Annotated in this window: 13 protein-coding genes and 4 tRNA genes; all 17 read left to right on the forward strand. The window is 55.2% G+C overall.

Annotated features, from left to right (window positions below; all coding sequences use genetic code 11):
- Positions 1-3: 3 nt before the first annotated feature.
- The gene (ychF, locus tag ACFDAU_RS02995) at positions 4-1,095 is read left to right on the forward strand and encodes a redox-regulated ATPase YchF (RefSeq protein ID WP_413438578.1); all 1,092 of its coding nucleotides are present in this window, start codon (positions 4-6) and stop codon (positions 1,093-1,095) included.
- Positions 1,096-1,134: 39 nt separating this feature from the next.
- A tRNA-Tyr gene (locus ACFDAU_RS03000) sits at positions 1,135-1,219 on the forward strand.
- Positions 1,220-1,291: 72 nt separating this feature from the next.
- Positions 1,292-1,365, forward strand: a tRNA-Gly gene (locus ACFDAU_RS03005).
- A 35-nt stretch (positions 1,366-1,400) separates the two neighbouring features.
- Positions 1,401-1,475: transfer RNA gene (locus ACFDAU_RS03010), tRNA-Thr, on the forward strand.
- 51 nt (positions 1,476-1,526) lie between these two features.
- The gene (tuf, locus tag ACFDAU_RS03015) at positions 1,527-2,717 is read left to right on the forward strand and encodes an elongation factor Tu (RefSeq protein ID WP_413438579.1); all 1,191 of its coding nucleotides are present in this window, start codon (positions 1,527-1,529) and stop codon (positions 2,715-2,717) included.
- Positions 2,718-2,774: 57 nt separating this feature from the next.
- Positions 2,775-2,850: transfer RNA gene (locus tag ACFDAU_RS03020), tRNA-Trp, on the forward strand.
- A gap of 54 nt (positions 2,851-2,904) precedes the next feature.
- Positions 2,905-3,255: a preprotein translocase subunit SecE gene (gene secE / locus ACFDAU_RS03025; protein WP_413438580.1), complete on the forward strand. Its 351-nt coding sequence runs from the start codon at positions 2,905-2,907 to the stop codon at positions 3,253-3,255.
- Entirely contained in the window at positions 3,252-3,785 is a 534-nt protein-coding gene (gene nusG, locus ACFDAU_RS03030) for a transcription termination/antitermination protein NusG (RefSeq protein ID WP_124705457.1), read from the forward strand. The genes secE and nusG overlap by 4 nt, the downstream gene beginning before the upstream one ends.
- Positions 3,786-3,892: 107 nt before the next feature.
- Positions 3,893-4,324: a 50S ribosomal protein L11 gene (rplK, locus tag ACFDAU_RS03035; RefSeq protein WP_124705458.1), complete on the forward strand. Its 432-nt coding sequence runs from the start codon at positions 3,893-3,895 to the stop codon at positions 4,322-4,324.
- Positions 4,325-5,023, forward strand: a complete 699-nt coding sequence (gene rplA / locus ACFDAU_RS03040; RefSeq protein WP_413438581.1) for a 50S ribosomal protein L1 — start codon at positions 4,325-4,327, stop codon at positions 5,021-5,023.
- Between the two features lie 302 nt (positions 5,024-5,325).
- Positions 5,326-5,847 (forward strand): 50S ribosomal protein L10, encoded by a 522-nt coding sequence (gene rplJ, locus ACFDAU_RS03045; RefSeq protein WP_124705460.1) that lies wholly within the window; start codon positions 5,326-5,328, stop codon positions 5,845-5,847.
- 66 nt (positions 5,848-5,913) lie between these two features.
- Positions 5,914-6,288, forward strand: a complete 375-nt coding sequence (gene rplL, locus ACFDAU_RS03050) for a 50S ribosomal protein L7/L12 (protein WP_413438582.1) — start codon at positions 5,914-5,916, stop codon at positions 6,286-6,288.
- Between the two features lie 148 nt (positions 6,289-6,436).
- Complete coding sequence (gene rpoB, locus ACFDAU_RS03055) at positions 6,437-10,510, forward strand: DNA-directed RNA polymerase subunit beta (protein ID WP_413438583.1); 4,074 nt, start codon at positions 6,437-6,439, stop codon at positions 10,508-10,510.
- A gap of 71 nt (positions 10,511-10,581) precedes the next feature.
- Positions 10,582-14,781, forward strand: a complete 4,200-nt coding sequence (rpoC, locus tag ACFDAU_RS03060) for a DNA-directed RNA polymerase subunit beta' (protein ID WP_413438584.1) — start codon at positions 10,582-10,584, stop codon at positions 14,779-14,781.
- A gap of 163 nt (positions 14,782-14,944) precedes the next feature.
- Complete coding sequence (gene rpsL, locus ACFDAU_RS03065) at positions 14,945-15,322, forward strand: 30S ribosomal protein S12 (RefSeq protein WP_124705464.1); 378 nt, start codon at positions 14,945-14,947, stop codon at positions 15,320-15,322.
- Positions 15,323-15,413: 91 nt separating this feature from the next.
- Entirely contained in the window at positions 15,414-15,884 is a 471-nt protein-coding gene (rpsG, locus tag ACFDAU_RS03070; RefSeq protein ID WP_124705465.1) for a 30S ribosomal protein S7, read from the forward strand.
- 49 nt (positions 15,885-15,933) lie between these two features.
- Entirely contained in the window at positions 15,934-18,024 is a 2,091-nt protein-coding gene (fusA, locus tag ACFDAU_RS03075) for an elongation factor G (protein WP_413438585.1), read from the forward strand.
- Positions 18,025-18,047 lie beyond the last annotated feature (23 nt).

Raw genomic sequence — 18,047 nt, forward strand, 5'->3', positions numbered from 1 at the left:
ATCATGAGCCTCAAATGTGGAATCGTTGGCTTGCCGAATGTGGGCAAGTCCACACTGTTTAATGCCTTGACGCGCGCTGGCATTGCCGCCGAGAACTATCCCTTCTGTACTATCGAGCCCAACACTGGCGTAGTTGAGGTGCCGGATTCGCGTCTGGCCCAATTGGCACAGATCGTCAAACCGGAGCGTGTGCTGCCTGCCATCGTCGAGTTTGTAGATATTGCAGGTTTGGTGGCTGGCGCTTCAAAAGGTGAGGGCCTGGGTAACCAGTTTCTGGCCAATATTCGTGAAACCGACGCCATTACTCATGTGGTGCGCTGCTTCGAAGATGACAATGTCATTCACGTGGCGGGTAAGGTAGATCCCATTTCCGATATTGAAACCATCCAGACCGAGCTGGCGTTAGCGGATCTGGGTACGCTGGAAAAAGCCTTTATACGCTACCAGAAGGCAGCTCGTTCGGGCGACAAGGAAGCTGCGAAGTTGGTAAGCTTGCTGGATGAGACGCGCGCTCATCTCGATCAGGGCAAGCCGGTATACGCCATGAACCTGGATGCCGAACAGCAGGCCTTGCTCAAACCGTTGTGCCTGCTTACCGCCAAACCGGTGCTCTACGCTGCCAATGTGGATGAGCAGGGTTTTGACAATAATCCGCTGCTGGAGCGGGTGCGTGAATTCGCCGCGCGCGAGGGTGCGCCAGTTGTGGTGGTGTGCGCCGCCCTCGAGGCGGAAATGGTGGATATGGATGACGCCGACAAGCAGGCATTCCTGGCGGACCTGGGTCAATCCGAGCCCGGTCTGGACCGATTGATTCGCGCCGCATATGAATTGCTCGGGCTGGAAACCTATTTCACCGCCGGGGTGAAGGAGGTGCGTGCCTGGACAATTCACCAAGGCAGTACTGCGCCCCAGGCGGCTGGAGTTATCCATACGGATTTCGAACGCGGGTTTATCCGCGCCGAGGTCACCGGTTATGAGGATTTTATCGCTTGCAAGGGGGAGCAGGGAGCAAAGGAAGCCGGGAAAATGCGTCTGGAAGGCAAAGAATATATTGTAAAAGACGGCGACGTGATGCATTTCCGCTTTAACGTTTGACAAAAGTAGCAATTATTGAGATAATTTTCGGCTTGTTTTGGAGGGGTTCCCGAGCGGTCAAAGGGATCAGACTGTAAATCTGACGGCTCAGCCTTCGAAGGTTCGAATCCTTCCCCCTCCACCAGAATTTTGGTGGTTTTGATGTTGCGGATCGCGCGTGCGGTCATGTCCGGAAAACATCATCCGGCAAATGTGTGCGGGTGTAGCTCAATGGTAGAGCAGAAGTTTTCCAAACTTACGACGAGGGTTCGATTCCCTTCACCCGCTCCAGTTTAGTGGCTGTCCGGTTTAATGGGCGCCTCAGAGCCCATGTAGCTCAGTGGTAGAGCACTCCCTTGGTAAGGGAGAGGCCACGTGTTCAATCCACGTCATGGGCACCATAAGTTTTTGTAATGTTTGTAGCGATCGTTTACGGCGAGAGGATAGATATCATGGCAAAAGGCAAGTTTGAGCGTACCAAGCCGCACGTCAACGTAGGCACGATTGGACACGTTGACCACGGCAAGACCACCCTGACGGCGGCGATCAGCACCATCCTGTCGAAGAAATTTGGTGGTGAAGCCAAGAACTACGCAGACATTGACTCGGCTCCGGAAGAAAAAGCGCGCGGCATCACCATCAACACCGCCCACGTTGAATACGAGACCGCGAAACGCCACTACGCCCACGTTGACTGCCCGGGCCACGCCGACTACATCAAAAACATGATCACCGGCGCTGCGCAAATGGACGGCGCCATCCTGGTAGTCTCCGCTGCTGACGGCCCCATGCCCCAGACCCGCGAACACATCCTGCTGGCGCGCCAGGTCGGCGTCCCCTACATCGTTGTCTACATGAACAAAGCCGACATGGTCGACGACGCCGAACTGCTCGAACTGGTTGAAATGGAAGTGCGCGAACTGCTCAGCAAATACGACTTCCCGGGCGACGACACCCCCATCATCATCGGCTCCGCCCTCAAGGCACTGGAAGGCGACCAGTCCGACATTGGCGAGCCCTCCATCTTCAAACTGGCCGACGCCCTCGACAGCTACATTCCCGATCCCGAGCGCGCCATAGACGGCACCTACCTGATGCCCGTGGAAGACGTCTTCTCCATCTCCGGGCGCGGCACCGTCGTGACCGGCCGGGTTGAGCGTGGCGTCATCAAGGTCGGCGAAGAAGTCGAGATTGTCGGCCTCAAGCCCACCATCAAGACCACCTGCACCGGTGTTGAAATGTTCCGCAAACTGCTCGACCAGGGCCAGGCAGGCGACAACGTCGGCGTCCTGCTGCGCGGCACCAAGCGTGAAGACGTCGAGCGCGGCCAGGTGCTGGCCAAGCCTGGCTCGATCAACCCGCACACCAAGTTCAGCGCCGAGATCTACGTGCTGAGCAAAGACGAAGGCGGTCGCCACACCCCGTTCTTCAACGGCTACCGTCCGCAGTTCTTCTTCCGCACCACCGACGTGACCGGTGCGGTGGAATTGCCGGCTGGCACCGAAATGGTCATGCCGGGCGACAACGTATCGGTGACGGTTGCGCTGATTGCGCCGGTGGCGATGGAAGAAGGCCTGCGCTTCGCGATACGCGAAGGTGGTCGGACCGTCGGCGCCGGTGTGGTCGCGAAAATCGTCGAGTAAAGGTAATTACCCGGTGGCTGGTGCGAGAGGTTTCGTGCAAGATGCCGGGTGGATTCTAGGCCAGTAGCTCAATTGGCAGAGTGTCGGTCTCCAAAACCGAAGGTTGGGGGTTCGAGGCCCTCCTGGCCTGCCACTATAACGGGAGCGTGACCATCTCACAGATGTTGGTGAGTCTCACAAGGTTCATATGACCGACAAAATCAAGTTGCTGGCTGCCGTGCTGATGGTTATCGCAGGCATTGCCGGCTTTTATTATTTATCTGACAGTCCGGCGGTAGTTCGTCTTGGCGCGATTCTGGCTGGATTTGCCCTGGCAATTGCGATTTTCTGGTTCACTCAGGCGGGGCGGCAATTCTTTGCGTTCAGCCAGGAATCGATAGTCGAGGCGCGCAAGGTGGTCTGGCCGACACGAAAAGAGACGATTCAGACTACGGGCATTGTATTTGTATTTGTTGTGGTGATGGCGTTGTTCCTCTGGGTGGTAGACGCGGGGCTATTGTGGGCAGTGAAATTACTGATGGGGCAGAGCGACACATGAGTATGCGCTGGTATGTAGTGCACGCCTATTCCGGATTTGAGAAAAGCGTTCAGCGCAGTCTCAAGGAGCGCATCGAACGCGCTGGAATGCAGGACAAATTTGGCGAGATTCTGGTGCCGGTGGAAGAAGTCATCGAGATGAAGGCCGGCCAGAAGTCCATTTCCGAACGCAAGTTTTTCCCGGGCTATGTCCTGGTGCAGATGGAAATGAACGACGAGACCTGGCATCTCATCAAGAATACGCCCAAGGTTACCGGATTTGTGGGCGGTTCAGCGATGAAGCCCACGCCCATCACCGAAAAAGAAGTAGAGGCGATCCTGCACCAGATACAGGAAGGTGTAGAGAAGCCGCGTCCCAAAGTGCTATTCGAGGTGGGTGAGGCGGTACGGGTGACCGAGGGCCCATTCAATGACTTTCATGGCAACGTGGAAGATGTCAATTACGACAAAAGCAAGTTGCGTGTGTCGGTGCTGATCTTTGGCCGCGCCACGCCGGTTGAGCTGGATTTCAGTCAGGTGGAAAAAGCCTGATGTTTTGAGTAATGGTGGTAAGCATATACTGCCAGGTTTTTGTGTAACGGGGAGGATGCAAACAGTCGTTTGTTATCCGCTAATACCCATTTTTAGGAGTATGCCAAGTGGCAAAAAAAATCGTTGGCTACGTCAAGCTGCAAGTCCCCGCGGGTAAAGCAAACCCCAGTCCACCTATCGGCCCGGCGCTGGGTCAGCGCGGTTTGAACATCATGGAATTCTGCAAGGCATTCAATGCCCAGACTCAGGGCATGGAGCCAGGCTTGCCGATTCCTGTGGTGATTACAGCGTTTGCGGACAAGAGCTTTACTTTCGTGATGAAAACCCCGCCCGCCACCATCCTTATCAAAAAGGCGGCAGGCATACAAAAAGGTAGTCCAAAGCCGCATACGGATAAAGTGGGCAAACTGACGCGTGCTCAGGCAGAGGATATTGCCAAGGCAAAAATGCCGGATTTGACTGCTGCTGATATGGATGCAGCAGTGCGTATTATTGCAGGTAGCGCCCGCAGCATGGGTATTGAAGTGGAGGGCGTATAAATGGCCAAGCTGTCCAAACGCCAACAGGCAATCCAGGCAAAAATTGACCGTACCAAAACTTACCCGGTAAACGACGCCCTGGGTCTGGTAAAAGAAACCGCCACAGCCAAATTTGACGAATCCGTCGACGTGGCCATCAACCTGGGTGTGGATGCGCGTAAATCCGACCAATTGGTCCGCGGATCTGTGGTATTGCCCCGTGGTACCGGCAAGACGGTGCGTGTAGCAGTGTTTGCCCAGGGCGAGGCTGCCAAGGCGGCATTGGAGGCAGGTGCTGACATCGTTGGTTTCGATGATCTGGCTGCCGAGATCAAAGCGGGCCGCATGGATTTTGACGTGGTGATTGCCAGCCCCGACGCCATGCGCGTAGTGGGCCAGCTCGGCCAGGTGCTGGGGCCGCGCGGTTTGATGCCTAACCCGAAAGTCGGTACCGTGACCCCCGATGTTGCGGGCGCGGTGAAAAATGCGCGTGCGGGTCAGGTGCAATACCGTACCGATAAGGGTGGCATTGTGCAATGCACCATTGGACGTGCCTCGTTCGAAGTGGAAGCACTGCGTGAAAATCTGGCTGCGCTTGTGGATGCGCTATCGAAAGCGCGTCCTGCCAATGCCAAGGGTGTCTACATGAAGAAAATTTCGGTATCCAGCACCATGGGTGTTGGCGTACGCATAGATCACGCCAGTCTGGCAGCGCAATAATTGTTAACAGCCCGGGTCGCGATTGGCGTCTTGGGTAGAACTTTGGGCTGTGGGTACGAAAGTGCCGACAGGTTGTCAAAGACCGTTGGGGTTGTGGTGTAAACGACAGGAGGTTTTTGTGTCGAATGTGCCCGATTTAATTTTCAGGATGGTTGTGTTAAGTCCTGATCCCAACGCAGATGGCGTGCCCCGATACAGGAAAAGCTTGGAAGTTGTTTCTCCTGATGAAAGGTCGCCGACTCTCGGCTTTGTTGGGGTTTCTCCCCCGATGATGGCCGGTGTTTATTAAAGGAGGTAAGACCTTGAGTCTGAATCTAGAGGAAAAGAAGGCAGTGGTAGCCGAACTGGGTGCCGAACTGGCAAATGCCCAGACGGTGGTCGTGGCTGAATACCGGGGCATTGGTGTTGTGGGCATGACTGCTTTGCGTGCCAAGGCACGGGCTAACGGTGTATACCTGCGCGTATTGAAAAATACCCTGGCACGCCGTGCGGTTGCTGGAACGCCCTTTGCCGGTTTGACCGACCATCTGGTCGGTCCGTTGGCATACGGGATTTCCAAAGACCCGGTAGCTGCTGCAAAAGTGCTTTCGGATTTTGCCAAAGCTAACGACAAGATCGTTGTCAAGGCGGGTGCGATGGCCAATTACGTGATGTCTGCCAAAGATGTCTCGAATCTGGCCAACATGCCAAGCCGTGACGAGTTGCTGGCAAAACTGATGGGCACCATGCAGGCGCCGATTACCCAGTTTGTGCGTACGCTCAACGAGGTTCCGACCAAGTTTGTGCGTGGGCTGGCTGCGGTACGCGACAAGCAAACGGCTTGAGCTATTGGCGGCGCATTATGGCGCCGTATTGAACCAATTTAAAACTTTTCAATCAGGAGAAATATTATGGCTTTATCTAAAGCTGACATTCTGGATGCCATCGCTGGCATGACTGTGCTTGATCTGTCCGAACTGATCAAGGAAATGGAAGTGAAATTCGGTGTGTCTGCCGCCGCTGCTGCAGTGGCTGTTGCTGCTGCGCCTGCCGCTGCCGCTGCCGCTGAAGAAAAAACCGAGTTTGATGTGATTCTGACCGGCGCTGGCGAAAACAAAGTCAACACCATTAAAGTGGTGCGCACCATTACCGGCTTGGGTCTGAAAGAAGCCAAGGATCTGGTTGACGGCGCTCCCAAGGCTGTTAAAGAGGGCGTTTCCAAGGCAGAAGCCGAGGCCGTCCAGAAGCAGCTGGTGGAAGCTGGCGCGACTTGCGAAGTCAAGTAATTTCGCACCAGGCAACACAATTTCTGGCATTGGCCGGGTATCCCCGGTCAATGCAGAATGCACAAGACAGAGGTTCAACATCAAGGCAGATTAGTCGTGTGTTGTCTTTTGTCTTTTGTTTTCTGCGCAGGGCCCTCTAGGAGAATCCATGAGTTACTCATTCACCGAGAAAAAACGCATCCGGAAAAGTTTCGCGAAGCGCGCAAGCATCCTCCAGGTGCCTTTTTTGCTGGCCACCCAAATTGATTCCTTCAAAGCTTTTCTGCAAGCCGATGTCAAGGCTGACAGTCGAGCCAATGAAGGTTTGCAGGCCGCATTCACTTCGATTTTCCCCATTTCCAGCCATTCCGGTAACGCCAAGCTGGATTTCGTCAGCTATGTGCTGGGCGAGCCGCCATTCGATATGGTGGAATGCCAGCAGCGCGGTTTGACTTATGCTGCGCCATTGCGGGCCAAAGTGCGCCTGACCATTATGGACCGCGAGGCGTCCAAGCCGACAGTGAAAGAAGTCAAGGAACAGGAAGTGTACATGGGCGAGATTCCGCTCATGACGCCTACCGGCTCATTCATTATCAACGGCACCGATCGCGTGATTGTGTCGCAGTTGCACCGCTCGCCGGGTGTATTTTTTGAGCATGACCGTGGCAAGACGCATAGCTCCGGAAAGCTGCTGTTCTCGGCACGGATAATTCCGTATCGCGGCTCCTGGCTGGATTACGAATTTGATGCCAAGGATTACCTGTATTTCCGGATTGACCGCCGTCGCAAGATGCCCGTGACCACGCTGCTCAAGGCGCTGGGTTACAACAACGAGCAGATACTGGCGGAATTCTTTACCACCGATACCTTTCACTTTGCCAAGAAGGGCGTGCAGTTCGAACTGGTGCCGGATCGCCTGCGCGGCGAGATTGCGCGCTTCGACATTGTGGACAAGAAGAATGCGGTGATTGTCCCCAAAGACAAGCGCATTACCGTCAAACATATTCGCATGATGCAGGAAGCCGGCCTGACCAAAATCGCGGTGCCGGAAGAGTATGTGCTCGGGCGCGTGCTGTCGGTGAATGTGGTGGATAAGGACAGCGGCGAAATTATTGCCAATGCCAACGACGAAATCACCGAAGAGTTACTCGAAAAGTTTCATGCGGCAGGCATCGCCAAGATTAACACCATCTATACCAATGACCTGGACCAGGGTGCCTATATTTCCGGCACGCTGCGTACCGACGAAACTCCGGATCAGTATGCGGCAAGAGTGGCTATCTACCGCATGATGCGTCCAGGCGAGCCACCTACCGAAGATGCGGTAGAGGCGCTGTTCAAGGGTTTGTTCTTCAATGAAGACCGCTATGACCTGTCTGCCGTCGGCCGCATGAAATTCAATCGCCGTGTTGGACGCGATGAACTGGAAGGTCCAGGCACTCTCAGCACCGAAGACATCGTTGCAGTGATCAAGATACTGGTCGAGCTGCGCAACGGGCGTGGCGAAATCGACGACATCGATCACCTCGGCAACCGGCGTGTGCGTAGTGTCGGCGAACTGGCTGAGAACCAGTTCCGTGCCGGGCTGGTGCGTGTCGAGCGTGCAGTCAAGGAGCGTCTGTCGCAGGCGGAATCAGAAAACCTGATGCCGCATGACCTGATCAACGCCAAGCCGGTGTCGGCAGCCGTGAAGGAGTTTTTCGGTTCCAGCCAGCTGTCGCAGTTCATGGATCAGACCAATCCGTTGTCAGAGATCACCCACAAGCGCCGTGTGTCCGCGCTGGGTCCTGGCGGATTGACGCGCGAGCGTGCCGGCTTCGAAGTGCGCGACGTGCATCCGACCCACTATGGCCGCGTTTGCCCGATTGAAACCCCTGAAGGTCCAAACATCGGACTGATCAATTCCTTGGCGTTGTTTGCGCGGACCAATAAATACGGCTTTCTCGAAACCCCTTATCGCAAGGTGGAAAATGGCAAGGTAACCGATCAGATCGAGTATCTGTCTGCCATCGAGGAAAGCAAGTACGTCATTGCACAGGCCAACGCGGAACTGGACAAGAGCGGCAAATTTACCAGCGAAATCGTGTCTTGCCGGCACAAGAATGAATTCGAACTGGCCAGTCCGGACCGTATTCAATACATGGATGTGGCGCCGTCCCAGATCGTCTCGGTGGCCGCTTCGCTGATTCCGTTCCTTGAGCATGACGACGCCAACCGCGCATTGATGGGCTCAAACATGCAACGTCAGGCGGTGCCCTGCCTGCGCGCCGAAAAATCGCTGGTCGGGACGGGTATCGAGCGTACCGCTGCGGTAGACTCCGGCACCACGGTGCAGGCGCGGCGCGGTGGCGTGGTGGATTATGTGGACGCAGGCCGCATCGTGGTGCGCGTCAGCGACGAAGAAGCGACAGCCGGTGAGGTGGGTGTGGATATTTACACGCTCATCAAATACATGCGTTCCAATCAGAACACCAACATCAACCAGCGTCCGCTGGTCAAGGTGGGCGATATTCTCGCGCGCGGCGACGTGATCGCCGACGGCGCTTCGACCGACATGGGCGAATTGGCATTGGGTCAAAACCTGCTGGTTGCATTCATGCCATGGAACGGTTTCAATTTCGAAGACTCGATCCTGATTTCCGAGCGCGTGGTGGCGGACGACCGCTATACCTCCATCCACATTGAAGAGCTGACCGTCGTTGCGCGCGATACCAAGCTGGGGCCGGAAGAAATAACACGCGACATTTCCAATCTGTCTGAGCGCATGCTCGGGCGGCTGGATGAATCCGGTATTTGCTACATCGGTGCCGAAGTGGAAGCGGGCGACGTGCTGGCAGGCAAGGTCACCCCGAAGGGTGAAACCCAGCTCACGCCGGAAGAAAAGTTGCTGCGCGCCATTTTTGGTGAAAAGGCCTCCGACGTTAAAGACACTTCGCTGCGCGTACCGTCTGGTATGGCAGGTACGGTGATCGACGTGCAAGTCTTCACGCGCGAAGGTATCGAACGCGATGCCCGTGCCAAGCAGATTATCGACAGCCAGTTGTCCGAATATAAAAAGGACATGGCTGACCGGATGCGCATCGTCGAAGAAGACGCTTTCGCCCGCTTGCAGCGGCTGCTGAAAAACAAAGTGGTCAAAGGCGGTCCTAAAAAACTGGCCAAGGACAGCAAGATTACCCAGGAATATCTGGATAGCCTGAATCGTTACGACTGGTTCGATATTCGCCTGGCTGACGATGAAGCCAGCCGTCAGATGGAATCGCTCAAGGACAGTCTGGATCAAAAACGCATCGAGTTTGATGCGATGTTTGAAGAGAAGAAGAAAAAGCTCACCGCTGGCGACGAATTGCCGCCTGGTGTGCAAAAGATGGTGAAAGTGTACGTGGCCGTCAAACGCCGCCTGCAACCCGGCGATAAGATGGCCGGCCGTCACGGCAACAAGGGCGTGGTTTCAAAAATCGTTCCTATCGAGGACATGCCGTTCATGGCGGATGGTACGCCGATGGATATCGTGCTGAACCCGCTGGGCGTTCCTTCGCGCATGAACGTCGGACAGATTCTGGAAACCCATCTGGGCTGGGCTGCCAAAGGGCTCGGCAAAAAGATTGACAACATGTTGCAGGCACAGAAAAAAGTGGCGGACGTGCGCAAGTTTCTCACCAAGATCTACAACGCCACGGGCAAGTCGGAAGATCTCGCCAGCTTTAGCGATGAGGAAATCATCGAACTGGCGCGTAACCTGCGCGGAGGCGTGCCCTTTGCCACACCTGTATTCGACGGTGCCAACGAAGCCGAGATCAAGGACATGCTGGAACTGGCGGACCTGCCGCGTAGCGGTCAGATCACGCTGTGTGATGGCCGCACCGGTGAGGCGTTTGACCGGCCGGTGACGGTGGGTTACATGCATGTGCTTAAACTGCATCACCTGGTAGATGACAAGATGCACGCGCGTTCAACCGGGCCTTACAGCTTGGTGACTCAGCAGCCATTAGGCGGTAAGGCGCAGTTCGGTGGTCAGCGCTTTGGCGAGATGGAGGTGTGGGCGCTGGAAGCCTATGGTGCCGCCTACGTGCTGCAGGAAATGCTCACGGTGAAATCCGACGACGTGACCGGACGTACCAAGGTATATGAGAACATCGTCAAGGGCGAGCACAAGATTGAAGCGGGTATGCCGGAATCCTTCAACGTGTTGGTGAAAGAGATCCGTTCCTTGGCAATCGATATTGATTTGGAGCGTTACTGACGGCGGATAGTTTGTTCGCCGGTTGATGCCGGCGTTAATCCGCTGTAAGCCACTAAGCTCTGGAGGAAACTATGAAAGCACTGCTCGATTTATTCAAACAGGTTACTCAGGAAGAAGAATTTGACGCGATCAAAATCGGTCTTGCGTCGCCTGATAAAATTCGTTCCTGGTCGTATGGTGAAGTTAAAAAGCCCGAGACCATTAACTACCGCACCTTCAAGCCCGAGCGCGATGGTTTGTTCTGCGCCAAAATCTTCGGCCCGGTAAAAGACTACGAATGTTTGTGCGGTAAATACAAGCGCCTCAAGCACCGTGGAGTGATTTGCGAGAAATGCGGCGTAGAAGTCACCTTGTCCAAGGTGCGTCGCGAGCGCATGGCGCACATCGAACTGGCCAGCCCGGTAGCGCATATCTGGTTCCTTAAATCCCTGCCGTCGCGTCTGGGTATGGTGCTGGACATGACCCTGCGCGACATCGAGCGCGTGCTGTATTTTGAAGCTTACGTGGTGACCGATCCGGGCATGACGCCGCTCAACCGTGCGCAGCTGCTGACCGAAGATGACTATCTCGCCAAGGTCGAAGAGTACGGTGATGAGTTCAAGGCCTACATGGGCGCGGAAGGTATTCGTGACCTGCTCAAGAGTATCGATATCTACACCGAGGCAGAAACGCTGCGCAACGATCTGGCCAAGACTGGCTCGGACACCAAGATCAAGAAGCTGTCCAAGCGCCTCAAGGTGATCGAGGCGTTCCAGAAATCCGGTATCAAACCAGAGTGGATGGTGCTGGAAGTGCTGCCAGTACTGCCCCCCGAACTGCGCCCGCTGGTACCGCTGGATGGTGGCCGTTTCGCCACCTCCGACCTGAACGATCTGTATCGCCGCGTGATTAACCGTAACAACCGCCTGAAGCGTCTGCTCGAACTCAAGGCGCCTGAAATCATCGTGCGCAACGAAAAACGCATGCTGCAGGAAGCGGTGGATTCGTTGATGGACAATGGCCGTCGCGGCAAGGCCATGACCGGCGCCAACAAGCGCCCGTTGAAATCGCTCGCCGACATGATTAAAGGCAAGGGTGGCCGATTCCGCCAGAACCTGTTGGGAAAACGCGTCGACTACTCGGGCCGTTCGGTCATCGTGGTGGGTCCGCAACTCCGCTTGCACCAATGTGGTCTGCCCAAGAAAATGGCACTGGAGCTATTCAAACCGTTCATTTTCCACAAGCTGGAAGTGATGGGACTGGCAACCACCATCAAGGCAGCAAAACGTATGGTGGAAACCGAGGAGCCAGTGGTATGGGACATCCTCGAAGACGTCATTCGCGAGCACCCGGTGATGTTGAACCGTGCACCGACCTTGCACCGTCTGGGTATCCAGGCGTTTGAGCCGACGCTGATCGAAGGCAAGGCGATCCAGCTGCATCCGCTGGTGTGTGCGGCGTTTAACGCCGACTTCGACGGCGACCAGATGGCTGTGCACGTACCGCTGTCGCTGGAAGCGCAGATGGAGTGCCGCACTTTGATGCTGGCCTCCAATAACGTGCTGTCGCCAGCCAACGGCGAGCCGATTATCGTGCCGTCGCAGGATATCGTGCTGGGCTTGTACTACATGACCCGCGAGCGCGTGAATGCACGTGGCGAGGGCATGATGTTTGCCGACGTCGATGAAGTGTCGCGTGCTTACGAGTCGCGCCAGGTGGAACTGAACGCCAAGGTGATGGTGCGTATCAAGGAAGCGTATTACGACGAGCAGGGTGAACGTGCGGAAAAAATCACCCGCTACGAAACGACCGTAGGCCGTTCGCTGCTATCCGAAATTCTGCCGATTGGCCTGTCGTTTACCCACGTCAACAAGATTCTCAAGAAAAAAGAAATTTCCAAGCTCATCAACGCCAGCTTCCGTCGTTGCGGCTTGCGCCAGACGGTGATTTTTGCCGACAAGCTGATGTATACAGGCTTTACCTACGCTACGCGCGGTGGCATGTCGATTTGCGTGGATGACATGCTGGTGCCGACGCAGAAACAGGACATCATCAGCGCTTCCGAAAAAGAAGTGCAGGAAATCGAGGCGCAATATACCTCCGGCCTGGTGACTCAGGGTGAACGCTATAACAAGGTTGTGGACATCTGGGGCCGGGCCGGCGATCAGGTGGCCAAGGCCATGATGACGCAACTGGGCAGCGAACCCGTGACCACGCGCGACGGAGTGGAAACCACCCAGGAATCATTCAACGCCATTTACATGATGGCCGACTCCGGTGCGCGCGGTTCGGCTGCGCAGATTCGCCAGTTGGCGGGCATGCGCGGTTTGATGGCGAAACCGGATGGCTCGATTATCGAGACGCCGATTACTGCGAACTTCCGCGAAGGCCTCAACGTACTGCAGTACTTCATCTCGACCCACGGCGCGCGCAAGGGTTTGGCCGATACCGCATTGAAAACAGCCAACTCGGGCTACCTGACCCGTCGTCTGGTGGACGTGACCCAGGATCTGGTGGTGATCGAAGACGATTGCGGTACTCGTGAAGGTCTGGTGCTGAAAGCGCTGGTGGAAGGTGGCGAAGTCATTGAGCCGTTGCGTGAGCGTGTTCTGGGCCGCGTCACCGCGCTGGATGTGATTCACCCGGAAACCGGCGAGACAGTGATTGATGTTGGCACCCTGCTGGATGAAGATGCCGTTGAGCGTATCGAGGCGCTGGGTGTCGACGAGGTGAAGGTGCGTACTGCACTCACCTGCGATACACGCTATGGCCTGTGCGCCAAGTGCTATGGTCGTGACCTGGGTCGTGGTCATCTGGTGAATGTGGGTGAGGCTGTGGGCGTCATCGCTGCACAGTCCATCGGCGAGCCGGGCACGCAGCTCACCATGCGTACTTTCCACATCGGTGGTGCAGCATCGCGTGCTGCTGTAGCCAGCCAGCTGGAATGCAAATCGGCCGGCGTGGTGAATTACAGCCCGGCGATGCGTTATGTGACGAGTGCCAAAGGCGAAATGATTGCAATTGCACGTAGTGGCGAGATCATCATCATGGGCGACAATGGCCGTGAGCGTGAGCGTCACAAGGTGCCATACGGTGCGATCCTCAGCGTCAAGGATGGTGTCAAGGCCAAGGCTGGCCAGATATTGGCCACCTGGGATCCGCATACCCGCCCGATCATTACTGAATATGCAGGCCGCGTGCGTTTCGAAAACGTTGAGGAAGGTTCTACGGTTGCCAAGCAGATTGATGATGTGACTGGTTTGTCCGCGCTGGTGGTGATTGATCCGAAGCGTCGGGTTGGTGCGGCTGTAAAAGGTCTGCGCCCGCAGGTCAAGCTGCTTGATGCTAAAGGTAATGAAGTGAAAATGAGTGGCACCGAAACGCCGGTCAATATCACTTTCCAGATCAGTTCCATCATTACCGTTAAAGATGGTCAGGAAGTTGGCGTAGGCGAAGTGCTGGCGCGTATTCCGCAGGAAACATCGAAAACTCGCGATATTACCGGTGGTCTGCCGCGTGTGGCAGAGTTGTTTGAGGCGCGTTCGCCCAAGGATGCCGGCGTGTTGGCAGCAGTCACCGGTACCGTTTCGTTTGGTAAAGACACCAAGGGTAAACAACGCCTGGTCATTACGGACTTTGATGGTGTCGCCCATGAATATCTGATCCCGAAAGAAAAACACGTCACCGCGCACGACGGACAGGTCGTGAATAAGGGTGAAATGATTGTGGACGGTCCGGTGGATCCGCATGACATTCTGAGTCTGAAAGGTGTCGAAGCCTTGTCACGTTACATCACAGACGAAGTTCAGGATGTATACCGCTTGCAGGGCGTGAAAATCAATGATAAGCACATTGAAGTCATCGTTCGTCAAATGTTGCGCCGCGTGAATGTGGCCGATGCAGGGGATACCCGCTTTATTCAGGGTGAGCAGGTGGAGCGCGCTGAGTTGCTGGCAGAAAACGAACGTGTGCTGGCAGAGGGGAAACAGCCAGCCACCTACACCTATGTGCTGCTGGGTATTACCAAGGCCTCGCTGTCTACAGATTCGTTTATCTCCGCAGCATCGTTCCAGGAAACCACGCGGGTGCTGACCGAAGCCGCAATTATGGGCAAGAAAGACGATCTGCGCGGTCTCAAAGAGAACGTCATAGTGGGTCGCCTGATACCAGCAGGCACCGGTCTGGCTTATCACAATACACGCCGTCGTCAGAAGCTGGGCGAGGATATGGGCGCGGGAGCGGACTTTGCTGAAGGAGAGGATAGCGCTGCCGGAAGCGAGCAAGTGGCTTGACAGTTGGGGCGTTAGTCCCTAAAATCCACCCTCTTTTTTACCGGTCTGTAAATTTTGCTGAGCCGGACAGCTTTGACGGGACGGCGTTATGCCGTCCCCGTTGTTTAAAGCGGCCAAAATTCTGGTCGAAAGCGGAACAACCATACTTGGGAAACGAAATAGCATGCCAACAATCAATCAATTAGTGCGCAAACCCCGCGTCGCCAAGCGCGTTAAAAGCAAGGTGCCTGCACTCGAGGCTTGTCCACAAAAACGCGGCGTATGTACCCGTGTGTATACCACCACTCCAAAAAAACCTAACTCGGCGCTACGTAAAGTCGCCCGTGTTCGCCTCACTAACGGTTTCGAGGTCAGCAGCTATATTGGTGGTGAAGGCCACAACCTGCAGGAACACTCGGTAGTGTTGATTCGCGGTGGTCGTGTCAAGGATTTGCCTGGTGTGCGTTACCACACTGTGCGCGGCAGTCTGGATACGGCTGGTGTTAAAGATCGTAAACAGAGCCGTTCTAAATACGGCGCCAAGCGCCCCAAGAAAGCCTAAGGCGTTTGCGTTTTTGGTGTTGGGTTGCGAGAGCGCGACGCGCGCCACAAGACTCACACTGAAAATTTAGTATTCAACATTGAGGTAAATCATGCCAAGACGTAGAGAAGTTCCCAAGCGCGACATATTGCCGGATCCAAAATTTGCCAGCCAGGATGTGGCCAAATTTGTTAACGTTTTGATGTCAAGCGGGAAGAAGTCGGTTGCCGAACGAATTATTTACGGCGCATTTGCACAAATCAGCCAAAAAAGCGGTAAAGATCCGCTGGAAATATTTACGCTGGCGCTGTCCAATATTCGTCCTGTGGTTGAGGTTAAAAGCCGTCGCGTGGGCGGTGCAAACTATCAGGTGCCGGTTGAAGTGCGTCCGGCACGTCGTTCTGCACTGGCAATGCGCTGGTTGAAAGAAGCAGCCCGCAAACGCGGCGAAAAATCCATGGGATTCAGGCTGGCGGGCGAATTGCTGGATGCTGCTGAAGGCCGTGGCGGCGCAATGAAGAAGCGTGATGAAGTGCACCGTATGGCAGAAGCCAACAAGGCTTTCTCGCATTTCCGCTTCTAAGATTAATGGCCGGGCGCAATGGCGCCGGCACTAACTGGGTAGTAATAAAGTGGCTCGCAAAACTCCTCTAGAACGTTACCGTAATATCGGCATCAGCGCGCATATTGACGCTGGAAAAACCACGACTACAGAGCGCATCCTGTATTACACCGGTGTTTCACACAAGATCGGCGAAGTGCATGACGGTGCTGCGACCATGGACTGGATGGAGCAGGAGCAGGAACGCGGAATTACGATTACTTCGGCAGCGACGACATGCTTCTGGAAAGGCATGGAGAACAACTACGCGGAGCACCACATCAACATTATCGATACACCGGGGCACGTCGACTTCACCATTGAAGTCGAGCGTTCGATGCGTGTACTGGATGGTGCGTGCATGGTTTATTGCGCGGTGGGCGGTGTGCAGCCTCAATCTGAAACCGTTTGGCGCCAAGCAAATAAATATGGTGTGCCGCGTTTGGCGTTCGTCAACAAGATGGATCGCACCGGTGCCAATTTCCTCAAGGTTTATGAGCAGATGCGTTTGCGTTTGAAGGCGAACGTGGTGCCTATTCAATTGCCCATAGGCGCTGAGGAGAAGTTCGAAGGTGTTGTTGACCTGATCAAAATGAAAGCCATTTACTGGGATGATTCAACCCAGGGCATGAAATTTGATGAGCGCGAAATTCCGGCGCACATGGTAGCTGAGTGTGAATCCTGGCGTGAAAAAATGGTTGAAGCCGCGGCAGAAGCCTCCGAAGAATTGATGAACAAGTACCTTGAAGAAGGTGACTTGAGTGCTGCTGAAATCAAGAAGGCGCTACGCATCCGTACCATTGCCAGCGAAATCATGCCAATGCTGTGTGGTTCCGCATTCAAAAACAAAGGCGTGCAGGCCATGCTGGATGCGGTAATCGATTACCTGCCTTCGCCGCTGGATATTCCTCCGGTCAAAGGCGAACTGGAAAATGGCGAGCAGGGTGAGCGCAAAGTGTCGGATGACGAGCCGTTTTCGGCCCTGGCATTCAAGATCATGACTGACCCGTTTGTGGGCCAGCTAATTTTCTTCCGGGTCTACTCCGGCACCATGAAATCCGGAGATACGATATACAACCCCATCAAGGGTAAAAAAGAGCGCATTGGCCGCATTCTGCAGATGCACGCCAACCAGCGTGCGGAAATCAAGGAAGTGCATGCCGGCGACATCGCGGCGGCAGTGGGGCTCAAAGAGGCGACCACCGGTGATACCTTGTGTGACCTGAATAAGACCATCATCCTGGAGCGCATGGTATTTCCGGAGCCGGTGATTCACGTTGCGGTTGAGCCAAAGACCAAGGCGGACCAGGAAAAAATGGGTATGGCCCTGAACCGTCTGGCGCAGGAAGATCCGTCCTTCCGTGTGCGCACTGACGAAGAATCGGGCCAGACCATTATTTCCGGCATGGGCGAGTTGCACCTGGAAATTCTGGTAGATCGCATGCGTCGCGAATTTGGCGTTGAGGCCAACGTGGGTGCGCCGCAGGTGGCGTATCGTGAGGCCATCAGAAAGCCGGTTGAAGTTGAAGGGAAATTCGTCAAGCAGTCGGGTGGTAAAGGTCAATACGGTCATGTCTGGCTCAAGATGGAGCCAAACGAAACCGGCAAAGGCTTTGAGTTTATCGACGCAATCAAGGGCGGTACTGTGCCACGCGAATTTATCCCCGCAGTAGAAAAGGGCTTGCGCGAAACCTTGCCGAATGGCGTGCTCGCCGGCTTCCCGGTGGTTGACGTCAAAGTGACGTTGTTCGATGGCTCCTACCATGATGTGGATTCCAACGAAAATGCGTTCAAGATGGCCGCTTCGATGGGTTTCAAGGATGGCATGCGCAAGGCCAGCCCGGTGCTGCTTGAGCCCATGATGGCGGTTGAGGTGGAAACGCCGGAAGACTATATGGGTGACGTGATGGGTGATTTGTCATCGCGTCGCGGCATGATCCAGGGCATGGAAGACTTGCCGAGCGGGAAAGCCATCAAGGCCGAAGTGCCGCTGGCGGAAATGTTCGGCTACTCGACCACGCTGCGCTCAATGAGCCAGGGGCGTGCGACCTATAGCATGGAATTCAAGCATTACTCAGAGGCGCCTAAAAACGTCGCTGAAGCAATTATCAACAAGAAATAACGTCTGATTTAAAGGATAGATAT

This window comes from Sulfuriferula sp. GW1 (assembly GCF_047300855.1).
Lineage (GTDB): Bacteria > Pseudomonadota > Gammaproteobacteria > Burkholderiales > Sulfuriferulaceae > Sulfuriferula.